At 68.3% G+C, this 25,151-nt stretch carries 23 protein-coding genes; 12 read left to right on the forward strand and 11 right to left on the reverse strand.

The window, feature by feature from the left end; translation table 11 throughout:
* The first annotated feature begins 222 nt into the window (after positions 1 to 222).
* The gene (locus tag GA0074692_RS12960) at positions 223 to 579 is read left to right on the forward strand and encodes a DUF4326 domain-containing protein (protein WP_091644056.1); all 357 of its coding nucleotides are present in this window, start codon (positions 223 to 225) and stop codon (positions 577 to 579) included.
* On the opposite strand, the gene GA0074692_RS12965 is transcribed toward GA0074692_RS12960, so the two are convergent.
* Positions 512 to 1,261, reverse strand: coding sequence for a hypothetical protein (locus GA0074692_RS12965; protein ID WP_091644060.1), 750 nt, complete (start codon positions 1,259 to 1,261; stop codon positions 512 to 514). The genes GA0074692_RS12960 and GA0074692_RS12965 overlap by 68 nt on opposite strands.
* A 212-nt stretch (positions 1,262 to 1,473) precedes the next feature.
* On the opposite strand from GA0074692_RS12965, the gene GA0074692_RS12970 reads away from it, so the two are divergent.
* Positions 1,474 to 2,496, forward strand: a complete 1,023-nt coding sequence (locus GA0074692_RS12970) for a hypothetical protein (protein WP_245730289.1) — start codon at positions 1,474 to 1,476, stop codon at positions 2,494 to 2,496.
* Between the two features lie 122 nt (positions 2,497 to 2,618).
* Positions 2,619 to 3,059 carry a hypothetical protein gene (locus tag GA0074692_RS12975; protein WP_091644067.1) on the forward strand — a complete coding sequence of 147 codons (441 nt, stop codon included), beginning with the start codon at positions 2,619 to 2,621 and terminating at the stop codon, positions 3,057 to 3,059.
* A gap of 138 nt (positions 3,060 to 3,197) precedes the next feature.
* On the opposite strand, the gene GA0074692_RS12980 is transcribed toward GA0074692_RS12975, so the two are convergent.
* Positions 3,198 to 4,430, reverse strand: a complete 1,233-nt coding sequence (locus GA0074692_RS12980) for a DUF6193 family natural product biosynthesis protein (protein WP_091644070.1) — start codon at positions 4,428 to 4,430, stop codon at positions 3,198 to 3,200.
* 37 nt (positions 4,431 to 4,467) lie between these two features.
* Positions 4,468 to 5,142: a DUF6891 domain-containing protein gene (locus GA0074692_RS12985; RefSeq protein ID WP_141725264.1), complete on the reverse strand. Its 675-nt coding sequence runs from the start codon at positions 5,140 to 5,142 to the stop codon at positions 4,468 to 4,470.
* Between the two features lie 95 nt (positions 5,143 to 5,237).
* On the opposite strand from GA0074692_RS12985, the gene GA0074692_RS12990 reads away from it, so the two are divergent.
* Entirely contained in the window at positions 5,238 to 5,660 is a 423-nt protein-coding gene (locus tag GA0074692_RS12990; RefSeq protein WP_245730290.1) for a VOC family protein, read from the forward strand.
* Between the two features lie 188 nt (positions 5,661 to 5,848).
* A complete protein-coding gene (locus tag GA0074692_RS12995) occupies positions 5,849 to 6,739 on the forward strand; it encodes a sulfotransferase domain-containing protein (RefSeq protein ID WP_091644081.1) in 891 nt (296 codons plus the stop codon).
* A gap of 166 nt (positions 6,740 to 6,905) precedes the next feature.
* On the opposite strand, the gene GA0074692_RS13000 is transcribed toward GA0074692_RS12995, so the two are convergent.
* The 3 genes from GA0074692_RS13000 to GA0074692_RS13010 all read right to left on the reverse strand — a co-directional run bounded on the left by GA0074692_RS13000 (position 6,906) and on the right by GA0074692_RS13010 (position 10,432).
* Positions 6,906 to 8,735: a glycoside hydrolase family 15 protein gene (locus GA0074692_RS13000; RefSeq protein WP_091644084.1), complete on the reverse strand. Its 1,830-nt coding sequence runs from the start codon at positions 8,733 to 8,735 to the stop codon at positions 6,906 to 6,908.
* Positions 8,728 to 9,204, reverse strand: coding sequence for a hypothetical protein (locus tag GA0074692_RS13005; protein ID WP_091644089.1), 477 nt, complete (start codon positions 9,202 to 9,204; stop codon positions 8,728 to 8,730). The genes GA0074692_RS13000 and GA0074692_RS13005 overlap by 8 nt, the downstream gene beginning before the upstream one ends.
* A gap of 265 nt (positions 9,205 to 9,469) precedes the next feature.
* A complete protein-coding gene (locus GA0074692_RS13010; protein WP_091644093.1) occupies positions 9,470 to 10,432 on the reverse strand; it encodes a zinc metalloprotease in 963 nt (320 codons plus the stop codon).
* Between the two features lie 359 nt (positions 10,433 to 10,791).
* Between GA0074692_RS13010 and GA0074692_RS13015 the strand changes: the two genes are divergently transcribed.
* Complete coding sequence (locus GA0074692_RS13015; protein ID WP_091644097.1) at positions 10,792 to 11,799, forward strand: glycoside hydrolase family protein; 1,008 nt, start codon at positions 10,792 to 10,794, stop codon at positions 11,797 to 11,799.
* Between the two features lie 21 nt (positions 11,800 to 11,820).
* Here GA0074692_RS13015 and GA0074692_RS13020 read toward each other — a convergent pair whose 3' ends face one another.
* Positions 11,821 to 12,276, reverse strand: coding sequence for a VOC family protein (locus GA0074692_RS13020; protein WP_091653370.1), 456 nt, complete (start codon positions 12,274 to 12,276; stop codon positions 11,821 to 11,823).
* Positions 12,277 to 12,467: 191 nt separating this feature from the next.
* Between GA0074692_RS13020 and GA0074692_RS13025 the strand changes: the two genes are divergently transcribed.
* Complete coding sequence (locus tag GA0074692_RS13025) at positions 12,468 to 13,760, forward strand: exo-beta-N-acetylmuramidase NamZ family protein (RefSeq protein ID WP_091644101.1); 1,293 nt, start codon at positions 12,468 to 12,470, stop codon at positions 13,758 to 13,760.
* A 97-nt stretch (positions 13,761 to 13,857) separates the two neighbouring features.
* Positions 13,858 to 14,400 (forward strand): glycoside hydrolase family protein, encoded by a 543-nt coding sequence (locus GA0074692_RS13030; RefSeq protein ID WP_176738438.1) that lies wholly within the window; start codon positions 13,858 to 13,860, stop codon positions 14,398 to 14,400.
* Here GA0074692_RS13030 and GA0074692_RS13035 read toward each other — a convergent pair.
* Positions 14,331 to 15,266, reverse strand: coding sequence for an endonuclease/exonuclease/phosphatase family protein (locus GA0074692_RS13035; RefSeq protein ID WP_141725265.1), 936 nt, complete (start codon positions 15,264 to 15,266; stop codon positions 14,331 to 14,333). The two genes, GA0074692_RS13030 and GA0074692_RS13035, sit on opposite strands and share 70 nt — an antisense overlap.
* A gap of 257 nt (positions 15,267 to 15,523) precedes the next feature.
* Here GA0074692_RS13035 and GA0074692_RS13040 point away from each other — a divergent pair, with 257 nt between their 5' ends.
* A complete protein-coding gene (locus GA0074692_RS13040; protein ID WP_091644112.1) occupies positions 15,524 to 18,430 on the forward strand; it encodes a beta-N-acetylglucosaminidase domain-containing protein in 2,907 nt (968 codons plus the stop codon).
* A 165-nt stretch (positions 18,431 to 18,595) separates the two neighbouring features.
* On the opposite strand, the gene GA0074692_RS13045 is transcribed toward GA0074692_RS13040, so the two are convergent.
* Positions 18,596 to 19,639 (reverse strand): NAD(P)-dependent alcohol dehydrogenase, encoded by a 1,044-nt coding sequence (locus GA0074692_RS13045; RefSeq protein ID WP_091653373.1) that lies wholly within the window; start codon positions 19,637 to 19,639, stop codon positions 18,596 to 18,598.
* Positions 19,640 to 19,841: 202 nt separating this feature from the next.
* On the opposite strand from GA0074692_RS13045, the gene GA0074692_RS13050 reads away from it, so the two are divergent.
* Both GA0074692_RS13050 and GA0074692_RS13055 read left to right on the forward strand, forming a co-directional pair.
* Positions 19,842 to 20,747, forward strand: coding sequence for a helix-turn-helix transcriptional regulator (locus tag GA0074692_RS13050; RefSeq protein ID WP_091644114.1), 906 nt, complete (start codon positions 19,842 to 19,844; stop codon positions 20,745 to 20,747).
* A gap of 56 nt (positions 20,748 to 20,803) precedes the next feature.
* Entirely contained in the window at positions 20,804 to 21,178 is a 375-nt protein-coding gene (locus tag GA0074692_RS13055; RefSeq protein WP_141725266.1) for a hypothetical protein, read from the forward strand.
* 50 nt (positions 21,179 to 21,228) lie between these two features.
* On the opposite strand, the gene GA0074692_RS13060 is transcribed toward GA0074692_RS13055, so the two are convergent.
* Complete coding sequence (locus tag GA0074692_RS13060) at positions 21,229 to 22,086, reverse strand: ATP-grasp domain-containing protein (protein ID WP_091644120.1); 858 nt, start codon at positions 22,084 to 22,086, stop codon at positions 21,229 to 21,231.
* 692 nt (positions 22,087 to 22,778) lie between these two features.
* Between GA0074692_RS13060 and GA0074692_RS13065 the strand changes: the two genes are divergently transcribed.
* Positions 22,779 to 24,020 (forward strand): S8 family peptidase, encoded by a 1,242-nt coding sequence (locus tag GA0074692_RS13065; protein ID WP_091644125.1) that lies wholly within the window; start codon positions 22,779 to 22,781, stop codon positions 24,018 to 24,020.
* 124 nt (positions 24,021 to 24,144) lie between these two features.
* Here GA0074692_RS13065 and GA0074692_RS13070 read toward each other — a convergent pair whose 3' ends face one another.
* Positions 24,145 to 24,975 (reverse strand): PIG-L family deacetylase, encoded by an 831-nt coding sequence (locus tag GA0074692_RS13070; RefSeq protein ID WP_091644129.1) that lies wholly within the window; start codon positions 24,973 to 24,975, stop codon positions 24,145 to 24,147.
* Positions 24,976 to 25,151 lie beyond the last annotated feature (176 nt).

A 25,151-nucleotide genomic window follows, 5' to 3' on the forward strand; every position in this document is an offset into this window, starting at 1 on the left:
GCCAGGATAGAACCGCGCCCGCTCGGCCATCCACGGCCGTGAACCAAGCCGGCAGGTGAACAACGATGATCTTGTGGACGGCGGTACGACAGCGCGACAGGCAACGCCCGGCCGAGTCGGCCGGGCGTTGCCGACGGAGCGTTTGGCGGAGCATTCAGAGCCAGGCCAGTACGGTAAGGGACTGTGCAGGAGGAGCCGAACACCGAAGGCCGTCGGTCGGGAATGGCGCTGAGCGGGTCGCGCGTGCGGGTGTCGGGTGATCTCTACCATCCGGTGGTGCCCCCGGGGGCGGTGTATGTGGGCCGTCAGGGCTTCGGGTTGCGGCGTTCCCCATGGGCGAATCCCTTTGGCGTCCGCCAGTACGGCCGGGAAGAGGCCCTGCGGCGTTACCGACAGTGGCTGGATCAGCAGCCGGAACTGGTCGAGCGGGCGCGCCGGGAGCTGACCGGGCGCACCCTGGCGTGCTGGTGCCGACTGGACGACGACTGCCATGCCGATGTGCTGTTGAACCTCATCGCTGGGGGTCCAGCCGGTTCCGGGTCCGGGGATGTCTCGGCGCGTAGACGCCACCGACGCTGAACGTCTGCGGCCGGCGGGCCTGGTTACCGACGTAGAAGGCAACGTCCCGATCGGCCGAGCACAGCCGGGTGAGGAACGTGGTCGTGAGCTGCTCGACGGCCTCGGCGTCGGAGAGCCTGCCCAGGTGGCGCTGCCGGGCGACGAACTCCGAGTCCCGCAGGCGTTGCACGTGGCCACGGCAGCGGCGATCGGCGCAGCGGTAATGGTAGAAGCCGGTGAAGCGGGGCGCTTGCAGCGGGCCACGCTGGTGGTCGCCGAGGATGTCCCGTTGGTTGAGGTAGGCGCTGATCTTCTTGTGCTGCTCGGGTGACCAGCCGGGATGGCGATGAATTTTCAGCGCCGCGATGTCCGCGACCCGGATCAGGGCGATGGACCTCGCGTCCGCGCTGTCGCGCGCACGGACGATGAGTTCACACAGGGAGTCCTCGACGTACGGATCCAGGTAGCCGCGCCGGGCTGACTCGGCCTTCAGGTGATCCTCGACGGTGATGGGGTAGAGCCGGATCCAGCCCCGCCGGCGAGGGTCGACGCTCAACGCACCAACGCAGACGGTTTCGCCGTAGCGAGCGGACGGTTCCGGTGCCGCCTTGACGGTGATCAGCAGCCGCAGGGGGACCGACCCGGGTGCGGTGAGCTTCGGCGTCGGGGCGTCCTCCGGGCCCCAGAAGGAAAGCTGCGTCACGACGCTCCGATCACCAGAAGTCACGGGTGCGCAACCAAGCGCAATATCGATACTGGCATATATCTATGACCGTGACGACACGGCGGCACCCCCTCTTCGTCGACCGAGCACACGCCAGGGTCGTAGGCGAGATAGATTAATGTCTATTGATCGGCACCTCTGACGTGGGAGCACACATGTTCGACAAGTGCAGGCTCGCTGGCAGATCCCTGGTGGCAACCGTGGCGGCTGCGGCGCTCGTGACAGTGGGGCTCGCGGTACCCGCACCGGCGAACGCGGCGGTCACCCGGGCCGAACTGGCGCTGCGCTGGGCACCGATCCACTACCAGGACGTCGACGTCACCGGCAGCCACGCGCTCGGCGGCAAGTCCGACTACATCACGAAGATCGACTTCGACGGCGATCTCAACGGACGCAACAACTGGGACCGCGCCGGCCAGACGGGCGTCTCGTTCGCCGCACACGCCTACTACTCCGTGGTGGAGACGAGCACGCACTGGTACGTCACGTACCTGTTCTTCCACCCCCGGGACTGGACGGACAGCGCGTTCTTCGAGACCGAACACGAGAACGACGGCGAGGGCGTGCTGCTCGCGATCCAACGGGACGGCTCCACGTACGGGGTGCTGCGCTCCGCGGTCACCGTGGCGCATTCAGACTTCTTCTCGTACACCCCGGCCGGAAGCACCTGGACGAGCGGTCGGGAAAGCATCGACGGCACCCTGCAACTCCAGGCATCGCCGCACGACACGTTCCTGCATCCGGTGACCGCGCAGGAGGCGAAGGGGCACGGCCTGAAGGCGTACCCGCAGTACAACATCAACGGCGACGGCATCGTCTACTACCCGTCGACCGTGGCGGAGACGCCGAGCAGCGGCAACGACCGCGACGTGCGGTACAAGCTCGTCGACATCTTCGCGAGTGGCGGCCTGTGGGCGCAGCGGGCCAACACCAGCCTGTTCGCAAACCTCGGTACCTTCGCCGGTGACGACTCCGGCGACTGTGGCGTGGGTACGCTCGACTGCTCGATCAACTCGGCCAACGCGCCGTGGGGCTGGGACGACCGCGACGACCTGCCCGGCCGAGGCCAGATCGCCAGCGATCCGGCGAAGCTGGCCGTCGAGTACTTCACCATCCCGGGCAGCCTGTCTCGGACGTACACCTACAACCCGTACGCCAGCGCAGCGGCAGCTCTGGCAGCTGCGGCGAGGACGGCGCCACCCGTCGTCGACTGACAAGGTGGGTCCCGTACCGCTGCGTGTCCGAGGTCCGGCGCGATGACTCGTCGCTCCCCCGATCCGTACGCTGGCCATGCTCGCGCACGCGTCGAATGGCGTCGGACCGATCGGAGGAAACGATGCGCAACACCGAGATGGCGAAGCTCGACGGGCTCGTCGGGAACTGGACGACGACGATTTCGGACGCTTTCTTCCTCGAACCGCCCGGCACCACGGTGCCGGGCACCGCCGCCATCGAGTGGCTCGGAGAGTCGCTCCTGGTCGTGCGCATGGAGTTCGGTGGCGGCGGGCACGAGGGTTCCGAGATGAGCTTCGTCCTCGGCCGCAGCGATGCGAACGACCGGTTCGTCGCGCTTTCCCAGGACAACCGTGGCGTCTGCCGCGAGTTCGCGATGACCTTCGACGGCGGACACTGGACGATGCACCGTGCGGACCCGGACTTCCACCAGCGCTTCGTCGCCGACGTCGAGAAGGACCGGATTCTCGGCCGTTGGGAGGCGTCCGAGGACGGGGGCACGTCCTGGCGGAAGGATTTCGACCTCACGTACGAACGCGCGTGAATCCACGAGCATCGCGCATTGTCGGCGGCAGAGGAGGATGTCGCGGCGAGGGCCTTCACCTGACCGGTTCTCGTGACCGAGCAGCCCGAGACACTCACCCGCGAGCGACGGCCTCCGGTCAGGCCGGTGCCGGGCGGATCAGTCCAGCAGGCGTAGACGGACACCGCTCAGCGCGTGCACCGCGAGTATCGGGCGGGCCGGGTCGGTTTGCGGGGCCATCAGGAAGGGGCCGGTGAGCTGCGTCTTCCGCCAGATTTCGTCGACGAGTTCGAGCAGCGTCGTCAGCCGGCCGTCTCCGTCGGCCAACATGCTCAGGTCGAGGTCGAAGCAGAGTTCGTTGGCCAAGGTCGGATAAAAGGTCAGGATGGACGCCGGAGCACCCAAGGACATCTGAAGGGTCGCGGGCGGGGCGTCGGCGGGTCGAGCGAACACCGCCGCCGCAGTGGGCAGGGGAGGCTCGGCGCCGCCTTCGGCGTACCGCCACGGCCGCCGCCCGCCACCGACCCAGTTGAACACGGCCTCCCAGTGGGCGACGGTGACCTCTCGGAGGAGAAACCGGGGCACGTCGCCGCAGGCGTCCCGTCCACACCGACGCGCGGCCTCCTCCCACCACGGGTCGGTCGGTGCCGCCTCGGCAGTACCGGAGACCGCCGGGCCGGTGTGGTCGGACAGGCGCCGTACTGCGAGCGCGACCGCCTCCTGCGGCGTGGTCGTCTCCCCGACCAGGACATCGCACGGTGAGACGACCCGGTAGGGCGACCGGTCGTGCGCCGCCTGCAAGTGCGGCACTCCGCCGTGCGCGAAGGGGAACCCGGTGCAGGTGGAGAACTGGATCGACCAGTGGCTGGTGTAGACGTACAACTGGCGCAGCCGCGGCTCGCCGTACGCTGCCCGGACCAGCTCGCCGAACTCGGGCCAGTCCGCTTGCTCCTCGACGTCGGCGAAAAGCTGACGCCACTGGTACGCCACCACGTGCTCCGGGCCGCGCTCGTGGGCCAGCGCCCGTTCGCTGACTGTGACGAAGGGTGCCCGGCGTCGGATCTCGACCAGCGGCACGCCTGTACGCCACACGTGGGCCAGCCGCACCACCTCGGCCAGGTCGTCGGTGCTGCCGGTGAGCAACTGGATGCCCTGCCCCCACCCGCCTAGGGAGAAGCACCGGTTGACCTGGTCGACGGAGACACCCAGCGCCTCGCGCTCCGGCACCGCGCTGGCCACCCTCGCGTGCGACAGGGGGCTGTGCTCGTTGGTGGTCACGTCTCCAACGTCCACGCCGATCTCGACGGCGACCCGTTGCAATGCGGCGGCCAGATCACCGACGTAGGCGACTTCCGGGGAGAGCCACGCCGGCTCGGGGATCTCGGGCTTCACGGGTGCCTCCTCCGGCGGTGTGGAAGTCCTGCGGCAGTCAGCTCAACGGCGCATACCACTGGGCGCCGGTGACCCGGATCCGGCGGGACTGCTTGCGGTTCCACTCCACCCGCATGCCGTACTTGCGGAGCACCGGAAAAGCGATCTCGTCCAGTAGCCGTTCCAGGTCGGCCTGGTAGCGGGCCTGCTGTTCGGCCTCCGGTAGGGCGGCATAGGCGTCCTCGTCGAAGTCCGGCGGCGGATAGACGCCGTAGCCGAGGTAGACCTCGCCGTCCTCGCTCGCGATCAGCGACTCCGTGTCCTGCTGGTGGTACCAGAGATACCCGTGCCAATGCCGGGAGTCGTCCCGCTCCTCGTGGATCTCAGCGGCCGCGCAGGTGCCACAGCAGGTGAAGTTCTCCCTGGCCACCACGCCGAGTCCGGTGAGTTCGACGAAGGCACGGGTGAGGTTGCTCCGCACCGCACCCCACTCCCGCTGCTGCTCCCGCCGGGCGGCCAACGCCTTCTCGTACGCCGCCCTGAGCTCCTCGTCGTTGGCGCCATGACGCTGCTCGTCCACGTCAAAGCAGTCCACGAACTCGCCGGCGTCCTCCTCGCCCTGCACGACCCAGTTCCAGATCTCGTCCTCGATCTCCCCACGGCCTGGCTCCGCGATCCGCTCGGCCAGGAACCTGACACCCTCGGGGCGATCGTTGTAGCTCCATCCAGTCACGGCGACGATCCTGGCACGGACCTGTGACAGCCGGAGCGTGACCGCGCACCGGTGGGCGGTGACGGAGACCGGCATGGGCGCTCGCGTCCGCCGAGATGGGGCTGACGCGTCGCCCGGGTGAGAATGACGGCATGCCGAGCCGTCTTGCCGTCATCGCCATCGACGCCGTCCGACCACAACTGATCGCCGACTTCTGGTGCTCCGTTCTCGGCTGGCAGGTTGTCGATGAAGACGCTGAGGTGATCACCATCGCAGCCGCCGACCGTTCCTGGCCGATGATCGACGTGGCGGCTGTGCCGGAGGGCAAGGTGACCAAGAACCGGTTGCATGTCGACCTGCGTGCCGACGGTGTGTCCACCGCCGAGGAGCTTGACCGGTTACTCACCCTCGGCGCACGACGCGTCGACGTGGGGCAGCCCTCCGACGTGAGCTGGGTCGTGCTTGCTGATCCCGAGGGCAACGAGTTCTGCCTGCTGTCACGCCCGGTCCAGGAACTCCAGGGCAGCTTCCAACCCTGACTATTCAGCCACTACAGCCAGTTGCCCACCGCAGGGATTGACATTAATAGGATCGTCGGGGATATTCCTAGCGACATCCAGACACACGAGACAGAGAAGGCGAAACCTCGAGATTCTAGCCGACGCGTCCCACGTCGACAAGAACCAGAGTTCTCCCCTGCTCCACACGCACGAACAAGGTTTGGACGATGATCAATCGCACCGTCAAGCTCGCCAAGCACCACACACCCAATTCCATGCGCGTCTGGGCGCGACGAGCGCAACTCGAAGCCCACAACGCCAGGGTGCGGCTCACCGTTCCAGTGGTCGCCCGGTGCGAGTTCGACAATATTTTCCACTGCACGGTACACAAGACAGGCAGCCAGTGGATCAAGGCCCTGTTCAGCGATCCCGTCGTCTACCAGCATTCCGGACTGCTGCCCTACGACCCGCGCTTCTACAAGCGGCAGCCCTCCGCCCTGCCAATCGTCCCGCGCGGCCGTGCGGCCCTGGCCCTTTTCCATTCCTATCCGCGCTTCGAGAACATCTCCAAACCTGGCACCTACCGCGCCTTCTTCGTGATTCGGGACCCGCGCGACATCGTCATTTCGAGCTACTTCTCGCTCCGAAACTCACACGCACCGATGGGCGACATCCCGCAGGCGCGGAAGGCTCTTCAGGAAATGCCGATGAAGGAAGGACTGCTGTTCGTCATCAATCGCCTGTCCGAGCGATACCTCTTCAAGCAGCTTCGGTCGTGGGCGGTTGCGCCGAAATCCGAGACCTTCCGCCTGTTCCGGTATGAAGACCTCACCGGCGAACGGCAGCTGGATGAAGTGGACCAGCTGATGCGACACTGCGGGATCACCCTACCGCCCGCCGAGTTGGAGGCTCTCCTCTCCCGCTACAGCTTCTCGAGGATGCGGAAGGGTCAAGAGAGCCCGGGACAGGTCTCCCACTACCGGAAGGGCAAGGCCGGCGACTGGCGTAATCACTTCGACGACGAGATCTACGAGGCTTTCGCCGCGGCGACCGGCAATCTCGTGCGGGTCCTTGGCTACCCGGCTCGCAACCAGGCCCCTGACGTGTCGGGCAGGTAGGAGCCGTTACCAACGGTCGGGTCGACGCTGGCTTGGTCTTTCCAGCCGGCGCCGGCCGGTCCGGCATGGGCCTCCGCCGTGATGCCGAGACGTCTGCCCGGCCTGACCTGCGGTCAACAGCAAGGCTCGTGACTCCGCTTGTGCTTTCCCAGAGCAGTACGGCCGCTCAGGCGGATTCAGGGCCGGTCGCGGGGGCGTCCCGGATGGCGAGCGCGGCCTGAACGAGCGCGGCGTGAGTCAGCGTCTGGGGGTAGTTGCCGAGGTGGGCACCGGTCGTGGGGTCCAGTTCTTCGGCGTAGAGGCCGAGCGGGCTGGCGTGGTCGACCACCGCCTGGAACAGCTCGACCGCTTCGCGGCGGCGTCCGACGCGGGCGAGGGCCTGGACGAGCCAGAACGAGCAGGGCAGGAACGCGCCCTCCGTACCAGGAAAGCCGTCCCGGCCCGGCGGGTAGCGGTAGAGCAGCGAACCACCGGCGGAGAGCCTGGCCCGAATGGCGTCGATGGTGCCCTGCACTCGGGGCGATCCGACGTCGTCCATGCCCAGCAGCGGCAGGACGAGCAGGGCCGCGTCCAGTTCGGTCGAGTCGTAGCTGCGGACGTAGTTGCCCGCCGCCGGGTCGAAGCCGCGCGATCGGACCTCGGCGGCGACGGCGTCTCGTGCGTGCTGCCAGCGTCGACGTTGGCGGTCCGACAGCGGGTGGGTCTCGGCGATGCATAGGGCTCGGTCCAGGGCGAGCCAGCCCATGAGCTTGGAATGTACGTGTGGGGCGGGGGCGCGAATCTCCCAGATGCCGGCGTCGGGCTCCGGCCAACGACGGGCGACCAGGTCGGCGAAGCCGCGCACCGCCCGCCACGTCTCCGTGGAGAGGCGCTGTCCTGCCTGCGCGAATGCCCAGGCGGCGTCGATCACCCAGCCGTAGCCGTCGAGCTGGTGTTGGCCGGCGGCACCGTTGCCGACCCGCACCGGGACGCTGCCGAGATAGCCGGGCCAGCCAGGCACTACCCGTTCCGCCGGTACGGGACGGCCGTGCAGGGTGAGCAGTGCCGGCAGGCGTGGCCGCTGTAGCCGGCTGGCGTGCAACAGCCAGGCGAGGAACCCGTGGGCCTCGTCGGGTTTGCCGACGCTGAGGAAGGCGCTGACGCCGATGCTGGCGTCCCGGGGCCAGACGTAGCGGTAGTCCCAGTTCCGTATCCCGCCGGGGTCCTCGGGCAGTGACGTCGTGGGCGCGGCGACCGGTGCCTGTGAGGGCGAGTAGGTCAACAGGCGCATGGTCAGCAGGCTTCGTACGACATCCTCCCGGAAGGGCAGCGAGCTGTCGATCTCGGCGGTCCAGGTACGCCATCGATGCTCGTCCTCGATCAGGAGTTCCCAGGCTGCTGCCGGCTCGACGTGGATCACCGGTTCGCGGTGAGCCACCGCCAGCACGAGGATGACCGGATCCCCCGGCCTGACCGTGATCGGGATGGCCCGACCCGGTTCGATGGGAAGGCCGGGTGCGCCGCCCAGCGAGACCGCGAGCGCCCCCCACTCGCACAGCAGGGCGTGGCCCCGATGGTCGACCCGGGGACGGCGGTGCCGTGCGCCGAGGCGGGGGTCGAACTCGACGACGGCGTCGACCGCCGCCGCCTCGGCCGACAGGCGCCGCACGATCAGGGTCGTGGGTAGCAGGCGGCCGCTGATCTCGGCCACCATCGCCTCGGTGAGGGTGAGCCGACCGCTGCCCACCGCCCACGTCGTCGTCAGGGTGGCGGTGTGCTGCCGGTAACGTCGTTCGACCACCATCGCCGGCCGGGCCGGGCCCACCCGGTACGTTCCCGCCTCCGGACCGCCGACCAGCCGACCGAACAGGGGCTCGCCGTCGAAGCGGGGCACACAGAGCCAGTCGATTCCGCCGTCAGCGGCGACGAGGGCGGCGGTGCGAGTGTCACCCAACAGCCCGTACTCGCTGATCGGCGCCGGACGCCGACGGCATGTCACATCCGGCCCGTCAGTCATGGTTGAGGAGCGATCCGAGGACGACCCCGTACATGATGTGGACGACGACCGTGACCGCGGGAGTCTGGAGGCCGTAGTTCAGGCCGAACAGGCCGGGCGGCTCCAGCACGGCCGTGCTGGCGGGGCCCGCCCGCTCCGAGGCCATCCGCGGGTGGACACCCGGAAGCAGCGGCAGGAGCACCGTCAGCGCGATCCCGACGTGCAGCATCCCGAACAGCGCGCCGATCCACCAGGTCGCGCGGTGCAACAGCGCGAACGCGATCGCGTACCCGAGGGCGAAGCCCTGACCGGCGCCGAGGTGGATGACGAATCCGAGGACCCGGGCCCGGTCGGGATCCTCGGTGACGAGGGTCCCGAGCACCAGGGGAAGGTCGAGGCGGGTGAAGCCGGCCAGTTGGGCGGCGATCATCACTGCGGTGAGCACCATGGTGGCGACCAACCCGAACAACGCCCATCCGGCCCAGTCCATCTCAGCAGTTGTCGACGTCGCGTACCGGCAACGTCCTCTCGGTCATCGGTCACCTCTCGGCCGGGCGACGGGAATGCTCCTCTCACCATAAGCCACTAAACAGCACAAAAAGCCCGCCCACCGAGATGCGGCCGGGAGGGTGGTGGGATTCTCGGTTCGTCGAGCTCGGCCCCGGGCAGTACGGCGCGCCGGTCTCTCGACACGAACGGGTTGGCAGGCCACTGACTGCGGCCCGCCAACCCGGACACGTGCTACCAGCGCTTCGTTACTTGCCGCCACCGGCCCGGAAGGCCACCCAGGCGTCGCTCATCCGGTCCGCCTGGCCCGGGGTGAACATGTTCATGCAGGAGTCCTGCGTGTAGTCCATGAAGTTGTGGATCGGGTCCAGACCGGGTGCGGAGCAGGTGTCCGCGCCCTCCGGGCAGTTGAACTGCGGCACCGCCTCCCGCGGGGTGTCGGCGACAAAGTCACCGGAAGCGGCGCACCCGTGCGCGAAGGTGTGCTCCAGCATCAGCCAGTGCCCGACTTCGTGGGTCAGCGTGTCGCCCAGGGCGTACTTGCCCGCCGTTCCGCCCGGCATCGACTCGTCGAGCATCACCACGCCGTCGATGTAGTCCCGGCCGTTGTTGTAGCCCTTCGGGAAGTACGCCCAGCCGAGGAGCCCGCCGCCGATGTTGGCCGCGTACACGTTCAGGGTGCGGGAGTCGCCGGTGTACAGCGCCTTCTTCATGTCCCGCTCGTTCTTGCCCGGCACGACCGTGTACCAGTCGCTGTTCACCGTCCACGTCGTGTCGACGAGCGAGAACCGGAACGGCGTGTCGGCGGCGTCCGCCGCCGTGCGGCCGGCGAACGAATCGTTGAGCACCGTCATCTGCGCCGCGATCAGGGTGTTCCACCGCGCCGTCTCGGCGGCGGTCAGGGGGTGGTCGGAGACCATGTGGAAGACCGTGGGCACGGTGACGCTGCCGTTGGCCAGGCGTGGCGAGTCCTTGATCACGCCGTAGGCGTTCGCCTCGTTCTTCGAGTACAGCTCCGGCTCGTGCGCGGTGGCGCCCTCGCGCACCCGCGCCGCGCTGTGCTCCTCGGTACCCGGCTCACAGGCCTCGACACCCGGGGACGCGGTCACGGGCGCTGCCGTGTTCACCGCTCCGGAGGCGCCGCCGGCGGCCAGGAACGTCGAAGCGGTGGCGGCCAGGACCGCCAGTTGGAACGTGGATTTTCTACGCATAGTCGCCCTTTCGTGAGGGAGAGACGGAGGGTTCACCGAGCGGGACGACCGAGGGCCGCCGCCGAGAAGATCACCGCCATCGTCGTTCCGGTATGAGAACACGCCATCGACGTCGAGAACAGGCCCCGAAGAGACGACCCGGCAGTCGGTCGAGGTGCTGACCGGCGTCATCGACGCCGCGTCCAGCGCGTTGCTAATTCGTATTAGCGTCTTGACGCCGCCGAGACGCCGCGCGCAGACTCATCGACGAGCGCCCACGCCATACGGTCGATCAGAGAGATTGGGTAGCGCCGCCGGCTCGGCACGGACGGTCCACTCCCCTGCCCCGTCGGCCCGCCCCCACGAACGGAGCGAACGCCATGACGCGTACCCCTGAAGGCTCTGTGTCCCGACGCACGCTGCTGCGTGGTGCGGCGGCCGCCGGTGTCGCGACCACCGCCGCCGGCCTTGCCGCGACGCCCACGCCGGCGCTCGCCGCACCGGCCGGCTTTCCCACCTATCGATACGTACGGGACGCGTTCGCCACACCGTTGCGGTACAACCCGACCGGCGAATTCATCTTCCCGTGCGTGCGCGGGGTCTACGACAAGATCAGCGGCTATCTCGGCCGCTACTACCTCTACTACGCGCCGCACGACGCGCCCGGCGGAATCTGCCTCGCCTACGCCAACCGACTCGAAGGCCCCTACACCGAGTACGCCAACAACCCCATCATCGACCGCCACCTGCCGACCACGACCGTGAGCCACGTGTCGTCGCCACACGTGGTGTGGGACGCGCCGACCCGGCAGTTCTACCTGTATTTCCACGGCGAGAACTACACGACCCGGGTCGCCCGCTCGACCGACGGCATCCACTTCACCAACGAGACGCCGATCCTGTCGACGAACCTGGTACCCAACACCACCGAGACCTCGTACGCGCGGGTCTTCGAACACGCAGTGGCGGGCAAGGGAAACCGCTACGTCATGGTGTTCATGGGCAACACCACAGGCAGCAGCAGCTGGGGCAGCCGGAAGATCTTCTGGGGCTGGTCGCCGAACGGCTGGAGCGGCTGGCAGTTCGACCCGAACCCGCTGGTGTCACCATCGGGCGACGGGCTCACCGACATCTCCGCGCCGCACCTGCTGAAGCGCAACGGCACCGCGTATCTCGCGTATCACGGCAACAGCGGCAACATGTACCTGACCGAGGTCGGCAACAACTTCGACCGCGAGGTCCACCTCGGGGTGTTCCACCGGCCGATCGCGTCGGACAACGGCCGGGTAGCGGCGCCGACGTTCGGCACCGACGGCGGCGTCTCGTACATGCTCTACGAGGCCGGGCACCGTCTCGACGCGAGGATCTGCGTGGCCCGCGCGGTCTAGTGACAGTCGACGGGTGCGGGGTCACCGCTGGGTGAGGGCCGGTCGTCCCATCTCGGCGAGGATTCCGGTGCCCTGACCGAGCTCGATGAGGTAGCCGTCCGGATCACGGAGGTAGCAGCGGATCTCCACCCCGTGGTCCTTCGGTTCGGTCAGGAACTGTCCGCCACGGGAACGCCACAGCTCGTAGACGGCACGTACGTCGGCGACCCGGATGTTGAGCGCGCCGCTGAGCACGTTCGGGTCCGCCGGCGCCTGCGCCTGGACGGTCGGTTTGTCGTCGGTCGGGCCGCCCTCGTCGTTGATCACGATATAGCTGTTGTGCAGTCGGAGAATGGCCGGTTGCCGCTCGCGCACCACCGTCGCTCCCAGCACGTTGCGGTAGAACTCCCGCGAACGGTCCACGTCCCGCACGATCAACAGATGGGTGAGCACCAGCCCGCCCTCGGGCTGGAAGTAGTCGGGCGCTTCGTCCGTCACCGCGGCCTCCTCCGGGTCGGCCGGACGGGTACCCAACCGGGCACCCGGCACACCTGTCCGTCTCCGGGGGAGTCGGAGGACCAGGTGAGCCCTCACCGCACCGTCCCGCCCTCCTCCGCAACACGGCCTTCCTTGACCGGCCTGCCGGATGTAGTTAGGTTTCGATGAATTGAGTGGCTGGGAGGCACCCGATGCAGCGCAGAACCTTCCTCACCGGAGCCGGCACGGTCACCGGGGGCGCCCTTGCCGGAGCCCTGGCTGGCGCACCCGGCAGCGCCGACCCCGGGATCCGCCGGGTCGAGACCGGCCTGGACGTACTGGTCCGCTCCGGCTTCCGGGAACTGCGCGGGCAGCGGGTGGGGGTCATCTCCAACCCGACCGGCGTCGACTCCTCCTACCGCCATCTGGTCGACCTTATGCACGGCTCCGGTCAGGTCGACGTGGTCGCGGCGTTCGGCCCCGAGCACGGATTCCGGGGCTCGGCGCAGGCCGGCGGCAGCGAGGGCACCGGCATCGACGCCCGGACCGGCATCACCGTCTACGACGCGTACGGCGCCTCGCAGGCCAAGTGGGAGACCATGTTCACCCAGTCCGGGACGGACACGGTGGTGTTCGACATCCAGGACGTCGGCGCCCGCTTCTACACCTACATCTGGACGATGTACACCTCGATGCTCGCCGCAGCCCGGGTCGGCAAGCGGTACGTCGTGCTCGACCGGCCCAACCCGATCGGCGGCCGGGCGTACGGCCCGATGATGACCGCCGGCTACACCTCCGGGGTCGGGCTGAAGGAGATCGTGCAGCAGCATGGCATGACCGTCGGCGAACTGGCCCGCCTCTTCAACGCCGAGTTCCTGCCCGGCGAGATCGGACAGCAGGTCGACCTGCACGTGGTGCAGTGCCGGCACTGGAAGCGGGACGTGCTGGCGGCCGACACCGATCTGCCGTGGGTGATGCCGAGCCCCAACATGCCCACCACGGACACGGCGCTCGTCTACCCGGGCACCTGCCTCTTCGAGGGCGTCGCGTCGATCACCGAAGGTCGCGGCACCTGCCGTCCGTTCGAGCTGATCGGCGGGCTCGCCACCGACTTCGACTACCACTGGGGTGACCGTCTCAACGCCCGTGACCTGCCCGGAGTGCGGTTCCGGGAGGCGTACTTCTCGCCCACCGCAGCCGGGCAGAAGCCGGCGCTGCTCAACAAGCTCTGCGCCGGCGTCGAGGTGAAGATCGTGGACCGCCACGCCTACGATCCGATCCGCACGGGCGTGGCCATGCTGGTGGAGGCGCGGAAATATCCGGCGTTCGCCTGGCGGCAGGACACGTGGGACACGGTTCGGCCGTACTGGATCGACAAGCTCACCGGGTCGCCCCGGCTGCGCACCATGATCGACGCGGGCGCCGACGTGGACGACGTGGTGGGCGCCTGGGCCGACGAGCTGGCCGCTTTCGACCGGCAGCGCCGGCCCTACCTGCTCTACTGACCACGGTCGTTGCCCCGCCACCAACGTCCGCGGCTGCCGCCCGATCCTCTCGCCGCCTCCCGCGGCACCCGACGCGGTCCGCACCCCGGCGGGCTGGGTGCTGTACTACTCGCTGCCGGCGAAGGGCAAGAACGGGCAGCGGTGCATCGGCGTCGCCGACGCCGACGACGTGCGCGGGCGGTACGAGCCGCTCGGCGACGCGCCGCTGATCTGCCCCGCCGACTCACGCGGTGCCGACGACGCGGTGCCCGGCCGGCCGGTCGCCGCCGCAGGCGTCATCGATCCGGCGCCGTTCCAGGACGCCGAAGGCCGCCGGTTCGTCCTGTACAAGACCCAGCAGACCCCGTCGACGATCCGGATGCTCCGGGTCAACGACGACGGCACCCGTTGGATCGGCAACGCCAGCCGTGAGCTGGCGGCACCAACTCGTGCCGGCAGCAGGCCGACGGCTCGCTCCCAGCCGGTGCCCGCCGGGCGCTCTACGCCGCGATCCTGCGCTGGGACGGCGCCACGCCCAGGGTCGGCGTGTTCCTCTGACGACGCCGCCAACTTCCGAGTCCGGCTTAGGACCTACATCTGGATGGCGAACGTCGCCACGACGCCGTTGTGGTCGGACTTCGTGCCGCCGACGATGCTGTAGTCGGTCATCCACATGACCTGGTGCTCCGGCACGCGCTTCCAGAAGTAGATGTAGTCGATGTGCCGTCCCGACGTGTGCGTCCCGGTGCCCTTCTCCCCGTAGAGGTTGAAGACGGAGCGCAGGTTCGGCAGGGAGTTGGCCTCGAAGACCTTCCACGGGAACTTCTCGTACCCGTACGCCCGGTCGGCGCTGAAGTCGATGTTGAGGTCGCCGCTGACGATGACCTGGCCCTCGTCGTTCTTGTCGACGGCCAGGTTCTTGATGTGCTGAATCTGCTCCTCGGCGCACCGGGTACGCGGCAGATCCTCCGGCCGGCCGTTGCTCTCGATGCTGGCGTTGAGGTGCGCGTTGATGTGGATGACGTTCCGACCGCTCGCCTTGTGTCGGTACTGGACCCAATTGTTGTAGCGGGCGGGCGGCACCTCCCCCGGCCCGTTGGTGTCGCACACAAAGACGGATCCCTTGTCGACCACGTCGAACATGCTCTTCTTGGCCAGCAGGGCTTCCTGCGCGGCGCTCGTCGGCTCGGGTGCGTAAAGCCACCAGCCGTTCGCCGCGGCCCAGTCCTGCAGGTAGGCCTTCCGCTCCCCCACCTCGTTGAGGCCGACCAGGTCCGCCTTCGAGGTGATCAGTTCCAGGTCGGAGACGAAATCGGCTCGGGTGAGTGAGTTGAGGATGTTCAGCGTCGCCGCCTGGAAGACCGCGTTCGCCGCGACGGCGGGGGGTGCCGGCAGCAGGCCGGTCACCAGCGTGATCGCACTGACCAGAACGGCCGCGCTACGGGTCGGCCATCGTCTTCTACTCGCCATGGTGATCCCTTCTGGTGAGGTGGCGCCGACATGAGCATGGCCGGCGGAGAGGGTCATCGCCACGATGGTAGTCGATATTGAAGTTCGCCTACGGAAGGCGGGGGCGCCTTCCAGACCGTGGACTCCGCGGAGCCCCGCCGCAACCCGCACCTCGAGCGGCTGGCAAGTCCATCGATCCCCAACCGCATGACTGCCGGCTCAGTAGGAGCCATTGACGGGGATAGCCGGTCTAGCCCAGTATTCCCGTAAGCCGTCGCGAGCCCACCGCGTGCCACGGCTCCCGTCATGACCCTCAAGTCCTCAGGAGTACGTCCATGCGAAACGGCTACCTTCGGCGACGCTGGCGCTTCCCACGCACACTGGCCGGCTGCGCGCTCGCCTCGCTTGTCGGCACGGTCGGGCTGTTGGGCTCACCGTCCACGGCCAGTGGCGCTCCCGCCACCCCGCCCCTCAATCCGCGGCCACAGGAGTTGTCCGTCACCGGGACTCCGCTCGACCTGCCGGCCGCGGTGACGATCGTCCGTGGCACGGCCGCGGACCAGCCGGCCGTCGACGCCGTGGTCGCCGCCTTCACCTCGCGCGACACACGCGTCACCCTCACCAGCACCGATCCGGGCGCCGGGACAACCGTCTACGTCGGGGGAGCGCAGGAGACTCCCGCGAGCGCGGCGGCCCTGAACGCGATCGGTGTCGCCACCCCGAGCGGCCTGCCGGATCAGGGCTATCTGCTGGCTACCGGGACGGACTCCGGCGGCCGGCAGCGGGTCGTGCTCTCCGGCGGCCAGAAGGTGGGCACCTTCTACGCCGCACAGACCCTGCGGCAGCTCCTGACCTCGGATTCCTCCGGTGCGGCGATCGCGCGGGTCACGATCAGGGACTGGCCGGCCTTCTCGTTCCGCGGTGGGATGGACTCGGCCAACCCCCCGCCACCAGGGGTGGCCCGGTGGACGAAAGCCGACCGGCTGGAACAGGTGGAGGTTCTCGCCCGCAACAAGATGAACCGCTTCTTCTACGGGCCTGCGGCTGACCCGCGCACGGGCGGCAGCGGCAGCGACAACTGGCGGACCTCCTACTCGGCCACGGAGCTTGGCGACCTGCGAGAAGTCGTCTCCAAGGCCAACAGCCTGCACGTCGCGTTCGTCTACCGGATCTCCCCCGAGATGCCGCTGGACCAGGCCAGCGGTATCTGCCACTCCTCCGCCACGGAGCGCGGCACCCTGCTCTCCCGGCTCAACCAGATGTACCAGATCGGAGTCCGGCACTTCGTCATCGCCTGGGACGACGTCTTCCCGACGCGGCCGTTCTCCTGCGTCAACGACAGCCAGACATACGGAACCGGGGTCACGGCGTGGGCACGGGCACAGGCCGACGTCACGAACTTCGTCCAGGCGCAGTTCATCAACGCCCACGCCGGCATGGGCCAGCTGTACACGGTCAGCAGCGAGTACGCCGGGACGGCCGTCAGCAGTTACCGCACCGAGTTCGACACCCGGCTCAGCACCGCGGTTGGCGTGTACTGGACCGGACCCGAGGTGCTGTCGCCGCGTATCACCAAGAAGAATCTCGACGACGCGCAGGTGGCGTTCCCCCGGCACCGCCTCGCGATCTGGGACAACTTCCCGGTCAACGACCAGGTCTGGGACCGACTCCAGATGGGCCCGCTGGTCGGGCGCGAGGCAGCGCTCTCGGCTGCGCCAGGGATCCTGTTCAACGAGATGACCCAGCAGGGCCCCTCTCAGTTGCCCCTGCTCACCGCCGCCGACTTCGCCTGGAATCCGGGACAGTACCAGCCAGAGGACTCCTGGTCCCGCGCCATCGACGTCCTCGGTGGGTCGAAGGCCAGCCAGCTCCGAACCTTCGCGGAGATCAACCGTTCGTCCGTCATCGACCGCACCGACTCGGTGGCGCTGGCGGACGCCATCAGCAGCTTCCGCAACGCCCTCCGCACCGGAACCGGGGTGGACAGCGCCGCCGCCGCACTGAAACAGAGGCTCTCTGCCCTCCGGACGGCCAGCACCGACCTGCAGGCCACGCAGACCAGCCTGACCACCCAGGCGCAACCATGGTTGCAGCAGACGGTACGCCTCGTGGACGCGGCGACCCGCGCCGTGGACCTCCTGACCGCCGAGCGCGCCGGACAGACCACCGTGGCGAACACCCTTCGCCAGGAGATTCGTCACCTGCTTCCCACCATCGCCTCGCACCCCGAGTCGGTGGCGCACGGCGTGCTCCACCCTCTGGTGACCTTCGCGCTGCGACTGGGCGTCGACCGGGTGGATCTGAGCGGAGACGGACGCGCCGATGTCCTGGCCGTGACGGGAAACGGCACGCTGAACGCGTACGAGAACCTGCGCACCACGCTGAACTGGCCGGAACTGGGCGCTACCCAGACGGTCGGGCAGGGGTGGTCGACCTCGCAGCTGCCCGTCATCGGTGACCTCGACGGTGACCGGCGCGCGGATCTGCTCAGCGTGACCAGCACCGGGGCCCTGGTGCAGTTCAGGAACACCGGGTCCTTCACGGGTGGGATGTTCGCCACCGGCGTTCAGGTCGGTAGCGGCTGGCAGGGGACGCTGGCGGCGTACCTGGCCGACCTGGACGACGACGGGCGCGCCGACCTGCTGGGCGTGTTCCCGGGCGGCACGCTCAGGGCATTCCGCAACACCGGCATGAGCAACGGTGCGGTCACCTGGGGTCCGGCCGTCCAGGTCGGCCAGGGGTGGAGCACCGCCGAGCTTCCCTTCTTCGGTGATCTCACGGGTGACGGAAAAGCCGACCTGATGTCCGTCAAGTCCGATGGATCGCTGTGGCACTTCCTGAACACCGGCAGTTTCAGCGAGGGTACGTTCGCCGCCGGTCAACGGGTCGGTGCGGGCTGGAGCGGTCACCTGGCCATGCACGTCGTCGATCTCGATGGTGACGGACCAGCGGATGTGCTCGGCGTGCTGGCGGACGGGACCCTTGCCGCCTTCCGTAACCAGGGCGTGACGAACGGGCTGGTCGGCTTTGGCCCCCGAACCTCCGTGGGCCAGGGTTGGCACGCGAACATGCTGCCCTACCCGACCGATCTGAGCGGGGACGGCCGCGCCGACCTGATCTCGATCAACGGCGAGGGTCGGCTCTTCACGAACATCAATTCCGGTCGTTTCGTGAGCGGATTGATGTTCCCGACGACGGCAGCGCATGGCCCAGGATGGGGAGGGACCATCTTCCTTCGCTGACGGGGCCGCCCCGCTGGTCGCCAGCCGGTGATGTCGACACGTTCCCTGCGTGCGAGAACGTGATCTTCCACAGGGATAGTCAGCCCATGGAGCCGACCTACGCAACGGTCGGCCCCATGGGCTGACAGGGCCTTCGCGGCCCTGCCGGTTCCTTCCGGAGCCGAATCAGCGCAGGGTGTCGACGTCGATGACGAACCGGTACCGCACGTCGGAGCCGAGCACCCGCTCGTACGCCTCGTTGACCCCGTCCGCGCCGATGACCTCGACCTCGGGCGCAATGCCCCGTTCGGCGCAGAAGTCCAGCATCTCCTGCGTCTCGGCGATGCTGCCGATCCCCGAACCGGCGAACGACCTGCGGTTGCCGAACAGCGCGAACACGGGCACCGGCAGCGGCTCCGGCGGCGCGCCCACGCTCACCAGCGTGCCGTCCAGGCGCAGCAGGCCCAGGTACGCGGCCATGTCGATCGGCACGCTGACCGTGTTGACGATCAGGTCGAAACGGTTCCTGAGCACCTCGAACGTCGCCAGATCCTTGGTGGCGTAGTAGTGCTCGGCGCCGAAGCGCAGCCCGTCGTCCTTCTTGCCGAGGGTCTGCGACAGGACCGTGACCTCGGCGCCCATCGCCACGGCGATCTTGACGGCCAGGTGTCCCAGGCCGCCCATGCCGACCACCGCGACCTTCCTGCCGGGACCGGCGTTCCAGTGCGCCAGCGGCGAGTACGTGGTGACGCCCGCGCAGAGCAGCGGCGCGGCCGCCTCGTACGGGATGCTTTCCGGCACGCGCAGCACGAAGTCCTCGTCGACCACGATGTGCGTCGAGTAGCCACCCTGGGTGACGGTGCCGTCGCGGTCGACGCCCGCGTACGTCTGGGTGTTGCCGTTCAGGCAGTACTGCTCCTGCCCGGCGCGGCAGTTCTCGCACTCGCGGCACGAGTTGACCATGCACCCCACACCGACCCGGTCGCCGACGGCGTGCCTGGTGACCGCTGCGCCCACCTCCGCGACCCGGCCGACGATCTCGTGCCCGACCGTCAGCGGGTACGGCACGGCGCCCCACTCCCCCCGAACGGTGTGAATGTCCGAGTGGCAGATACCGGCGTAGCGGATCTCGATCAGAACATCGCGCGGCCCGACGTCACGCCGCTCGATCGTGCTACGCACGAGCGGTTCGGTGGCCGAGGTCGCGGCGATGGCGTTGACGGTGAGAATGATGTCCTCCGATGACCTGATGGTGACCTTGCCATCCCAGGTCACCACAGGCGCGGCGGCACAGCCAGACCCTGTGGAGACGTGTACTGCCAGTACACCCGGAAGCGGGCATGGTGCTCTGACGCGGCGCGTGGAGGTCACCGGCGATGGGTGTACCCGCGGTACATCCCAGTTCAGCGCGACGCGTCGTAGCGTTGAGCAGGTGAACAACCGAGTCGAAGTGCACGAGTTTCTCACCTCGCGCCGCGCCAGGATAACCCCGGAGCAGGCCGGGCTGCCGGCCACCGGTCAGCGGCGCGTACCCGGGCTGCGCCGCAGCGAGGTCGCCGCGCTGGCCGGGATGAGCGTCGAGTACTACGCCAAGCTCGAGCGCGGCTCGCTGGCCGGAGTCTCCGCCGGCGTGCTCGAGGCGATCGCCCGCGCCCTGCGACTCGACGACGCCGAACGCGCCCACCTGATGCGCCTCGCGCAGGAAGCCAACGGCAGCAGTGCGCTGCTGCGGCCCAGCCGGCGCGCGAAGCAGCGTGCCGTGCGACCGAGCCTGCAGTGGTCGCTGGACGCCATCGCCACCCCCGCGATCGTGGTCAACAACCGCTCCGACCTGCTCGCCGCCAACCTGCTCGGCCGCGCCATGCACAGCGACGTCTACGCCGACCCCACCGGCGTACCGAACTTCGCCCGGTTCACGTTCCTCGACAGCGCCGCCCGCCGCTTCTACCCGGACTGGGGTCTGTTCGCCGACATGACCGTGGCCAACCTGCGCACCGCGGCAGGCATCGACCCCCACGACAAAGGTCTGCACGACCTGGTCGGCGAGCTGTCCACCCGCAGCGACGAGTTCCGCCGCCGCTGGGCCGCGCACAATGTACGCATCCACGGCACCGGCGTCAAACACTTCCACCACCACATCGTGGGCGGCCTCGCCCTCGCGTACGAAAGCATGGAACTGCGCGCCGAGCCGGACCTCACGATGACCATCTACGCCGCCGAACCCGACTCGCCGACCGCGCAGGCGCTCACGCTTCTCGCCTCCTGGGCCGCCACCACCAGCGACAACAGCCTCTCGACGTCGAACCGCCAGTCGACTGCGGCCGGCGGGTCGCCGTAGGAGGCGACCGGCGCCTTGCCAAGAGGAACCTGCTGCTTGTAGCTACAGTGCGCCGTATGGATCTCCGCAACCTCCGGCTTGGCTTCCGAGACGATGCCCAACGAAGGCGGGTGCAGCGCGTGATTCACGATCGACTCGCCGATGACCGGTTGCAGGAAGAGTGCCGCCACCTGATGAAGTTCTGGTGGCAGTTATCGATGTCGTACCAAGAGGTGACGATCGGCGAACTACGAGAGCACCTGGACGCGGACAAGCTCCGAGCCGTTGAGGCTCTGATCAAGGCAATCGGTCACTCACCCGAGGACATCGACGAGTGGATCACGTGGGCCGCGGGGGCCTTCCCAGTGATCCACGACCGGGGCAATCCGGAGGACTGCGATGGTCGCACCATCAATGTGGAAGAGCGCGACCAGCAGCGGCGGAATGGCTAGCGACAACGCAGCGGGGTCGGCCGACAGCGCGGCAGGGTTCATCACTGCGGTCATGACATCGGCGACGATCCCGATCTTCCAGTCCCGGGGAAAGGGGTGGGAGGTCTTGTGAACGCCTGGTCGCGAAGGGTCAGGCGGTGGCGTGGTCCGGCTGCGCGGAGCACCACGTCGAGGACCTGGTCTGGGTTGGCGGCGTAGCTTGTGCTGAACCAGGCCATGTTCGCCTCCACGACGGCCCAGTGTTCGTCGCCGCGGTCGGCGTTGCTGGCGAGGCCGACGTCGACGACGACCGCGCTGGGCAGGCTGTCGGCGCAGGCGTCGAGAAGGCCGGCGGCGAAGTCGAGCACGGCGGCGCGATGTGCGCAGGCATCGAGGGGAGCCGGGTCGAGCCGGCCGTTGACGGCGTAGCGGCTGGCGGCATGCACCATGCCGTCGAGGACGAACAACCGGTACTCCACCAGGAACGTCACGATCTCACTGACCAGCACCGGAGTGTCGGCGGGGTAGCGCTCGTCACCGGGCAGGCGGGAGCCGTCGACGTAGACGCCGGCCGGCAGGGTCTTGTCCCTGGGCGGCTTGACGAACATCGGCGTACGGGACCAGCGCGCCTCGCCGAGAGTGGTGAGGGCGATGTCGCGGTGGGTGTACTCGTACGGCAGTTGCGGCAGCCAGTCGTCAGCCGGTTCGAGCGGCACCAGGTCGAGGTCCGGGGCGACGGCAGCAGCGAAAGTCGGTCCGCCGTAGAGGTGCCCACCCGCGGAATGCTGCAGCCGGGCCGGTACGACCGGGCTGGACAGATGCTCCACTGCCATGCCTCGCCGCCGGGCCGACTCGGCAAGCATCTCGGCGGTGCGATCGAGGCGTGGGGGCAACACCAGGAAATCAGCGACCGGAACAGCGTTGGCCATGGCCCTTGCTCGCGGACCCGGGCGAATGGGTGGCACACGCGGCAGCCGTCGCGACGGCCCTGCCCGTGGCCGAAATGGATCGGATACTCACCCTCGCCGGCGTCTGACCTCACAGGCCATCAGAATAAAAGGGTTTTGAGCCCACAACAGCCTCTTGTCGAGCATTCCCTTCGGGGCTTGCCATTGATTACCAAAACCCCTCGTGCCGTACGAGACAGCATCATTCCGCGCAATCCCGCCCAGATGCGCGGGAGTTCGGACCGGCGATCGTTACGGCTTCAGGATCGAAACGCTTTCCGATGGGCAGCAACAGCACGTCCGTGCCCAACACCAATGCTGGAGGCCAGCACAGTTGGGCAACCATCCACCCGTCTCCTGTGGAATCGACCATGGCGACTTGGTGGCTGCATAGAAGAACGGCCACTCGATCCACAAAAGCGCCCTACCGCATCGTGTAGCGTGCCGCGCCGACATCAACTCACCGCACAAGATCAAACGCCCAGCCCACCGCTGATCACGACACACGACGGCATGAAAGATCACACACATCTTAATAAACATCAATATTATGGATGCGTTGTTATATTCGTATACTGAAATTATTGGATAGCATTTCAGATAACCATTCAGGACCGCCCCCAACCGTGGCACCTCTCCGGCTGAGGACGGCCGCAGTAAGGAGGAATCGGGAGATGTCGCTCCCCCGTACACGCCGGGGCCGACTGGCCGCTCTGGGGGTCCTCGCCGCCTCGGCGATGGTCACCACCATGATCGGCACGCCGGCCGCCGCCGCCCCGACCACCGGCAAGATCCTCAACGCCGGCGGCACCACCGCCGTCCCCAACAGCTACATCGTCGTCCTCAAGGACAGCGCGGTGGGCGGTGCCGCAGGCCAGGCCAAGGCCGCCGTCGCCAGCAAGGCCAAAACCCTGGCCGAACGCTACCGCGCCACCGTCCGCGACGTCTGGGGCGACGCCCTCAACGGCTTCTCCGTACACGCCACCGAGAAGACCGCCAAGCGGCTTGCGGCCGACCCGGCGGTTGCCTACGTCGAGCAGGACGGCACCGTGCAGGCCTCGGTCACCCAGACCCCGACCCCGTCCTGGGGCCTGGACCGGATCGACCAGCACCCCCTCCCGCTGAACAACTCCTACAGCTACACCACCACCGGCTCCGGCGTCGTCGCGTACATCATCGACACCGGCATCCGGACCACCCACACCGACTTCGGCGGACGGGCCGTCCACGGCTTCGACGCGGTCGACGGCGCCCTGCCCGCCGACGACTGCAACGGCCATGGCACCCACGTCGCCGGCACCGTCGGTGGCGCCCGCTACGGTGTGGCCAAGAGCGTCCGGCTGGTCGCCGTCCGGGTCCTCAACTGCGCCGGCAGCGGCACCTTCGCCGGCATCATCAACGGCGTCAACTGGGTGACCAACAACCACGTCTCCGGCCCGGCCGTGGCCAACATGAGCCTCGGCGGTGGCCTGAACACCTCGTTGAACGCCGCGGTGACCAACTCGATCGCCGACGGCGTGACCTACGCGGTGGCAGCCGGCAACTCCAACGCCGACGCCTGCGGCTTCTCGCCGGCCTCGACCCCCAACGCGATCACCGTCGGCGCCACCGACAGCAACGACATCCGAGCCCCCTACTCCAACTGGGGCAACTGCGTCGACATCTACGCTCCGGGCACCAGCATCACCTCAGCGTGGAGCACCAGCGACACCGCGACCAACACCATCAGCGGCACCTCGATGGCCTCTCCGCACGTGGCCGGCGCCGCCGCCCGCGTCCTGCAGGCCAACCCGGCCTGGACTCCGATACAGGTGCGCAACTACCTGGTGAGCTGGTGCACCTGCCCGTTGCCCCCCTGGCCGTGCCCGTGTCCCTGGCCGCCCCCCGTCCTGCTCTACATGGACCCGGCGCTCTGACCTGACACACACCCGATCGGCCCCGGGGCGACGTCGCCCCGGGGCCGATGCTTCCGATGCTTGGCACTGCTGTCGCAGTGCGCTGGACTGGCCGGGATCCGCAAGACGGGCCGGGCATGCTCGGTCAGCGCAGTCCGGCGAACAGGTCGTCCTCGGGCGTCGGCGCATCGGTGGTGTCGCGGACCCGGACGAAGGTTTCCACGCCCATCAGCTCGGTGAACCGTTCCTGGCCAATCTGCAGGAAGAAGATGTTCTCGGCCTGACTGGCATGCGCGGCCAGCGATTCGAACTTCTGCGCGCCGTAGCCCCTCGTATCCACCCAGGTAGTGATCTCGTCGTCGGGCAGGCCGAGCTGCGGCATCTCATCCGACGCCCCGTCCGGCTCGGGAAACTCGACGCCAATCTCCTTCATCACGCGACCGAACTCCTGAAACGCACTACGCGGCACGGTGGTCCAGTACACCTTCGCGGGTATGTCCGTCCGCTCGACCGCAGCCATCGTGATGCGGTGCGCCTGAATATGGTCCGGATGGCCGTAGAAGCCGTTCTCGTCATAGGTGACGACAACATCGGGTCGATAACGCCGGATCAACTCGCTCAGCCGGTCGGCCGCCTCCGCCACCGGCGTGTTCCAGAACGCGTCGGGCGCGTCGTTGGCCGCCCAACCCATCATTCCGGAGTCGGCATAGCCGAGCGTCTCCAGGTGCGTGACCTTCAACGCCTCGCAACTGGCCGCCAACTCGGCCTGGCGCATCGCTACCACGGCCTGCGGGTCGTGCCCCGGGTCGCCCGGCTTCACTCCCCCGGGCCCGTCGCCGCACCGCCCGTCCGTGCAGGTCACGAGCACCGTCGTGATCCCCTCCGCCGCGTACCGGGCGAGGACCCCGCCAGTACTGGTCGCCTCGTCGTCCGGGTGCGCGTGCACCGCCATCAACGTCAGAGATCGCTCAGCCACCCCACCACCATACGAGGGACGTCCGACGCACTGGCATCGCCACGGTCCGCGACGGCTGCGGTGGTGGGAAGTCGCTCGCCCAACCAGCGAGGATCCACAACAACCCACCGGAAACCCGGTGAACGTTAGTGGACACAGCACTAGCATCGGCTACCGGCCCCGTCGGGGCGGGCTCA

Origin of the sequence: Micromonospora pallida (assembly GCF_900090325.1) — a bacterium.
GTDB lineage: Bacteria > Actinomycetota > Actinomycetes > Mycobacteriales > Micromonosporaceae > Micromonospora > Micromonospora pallida.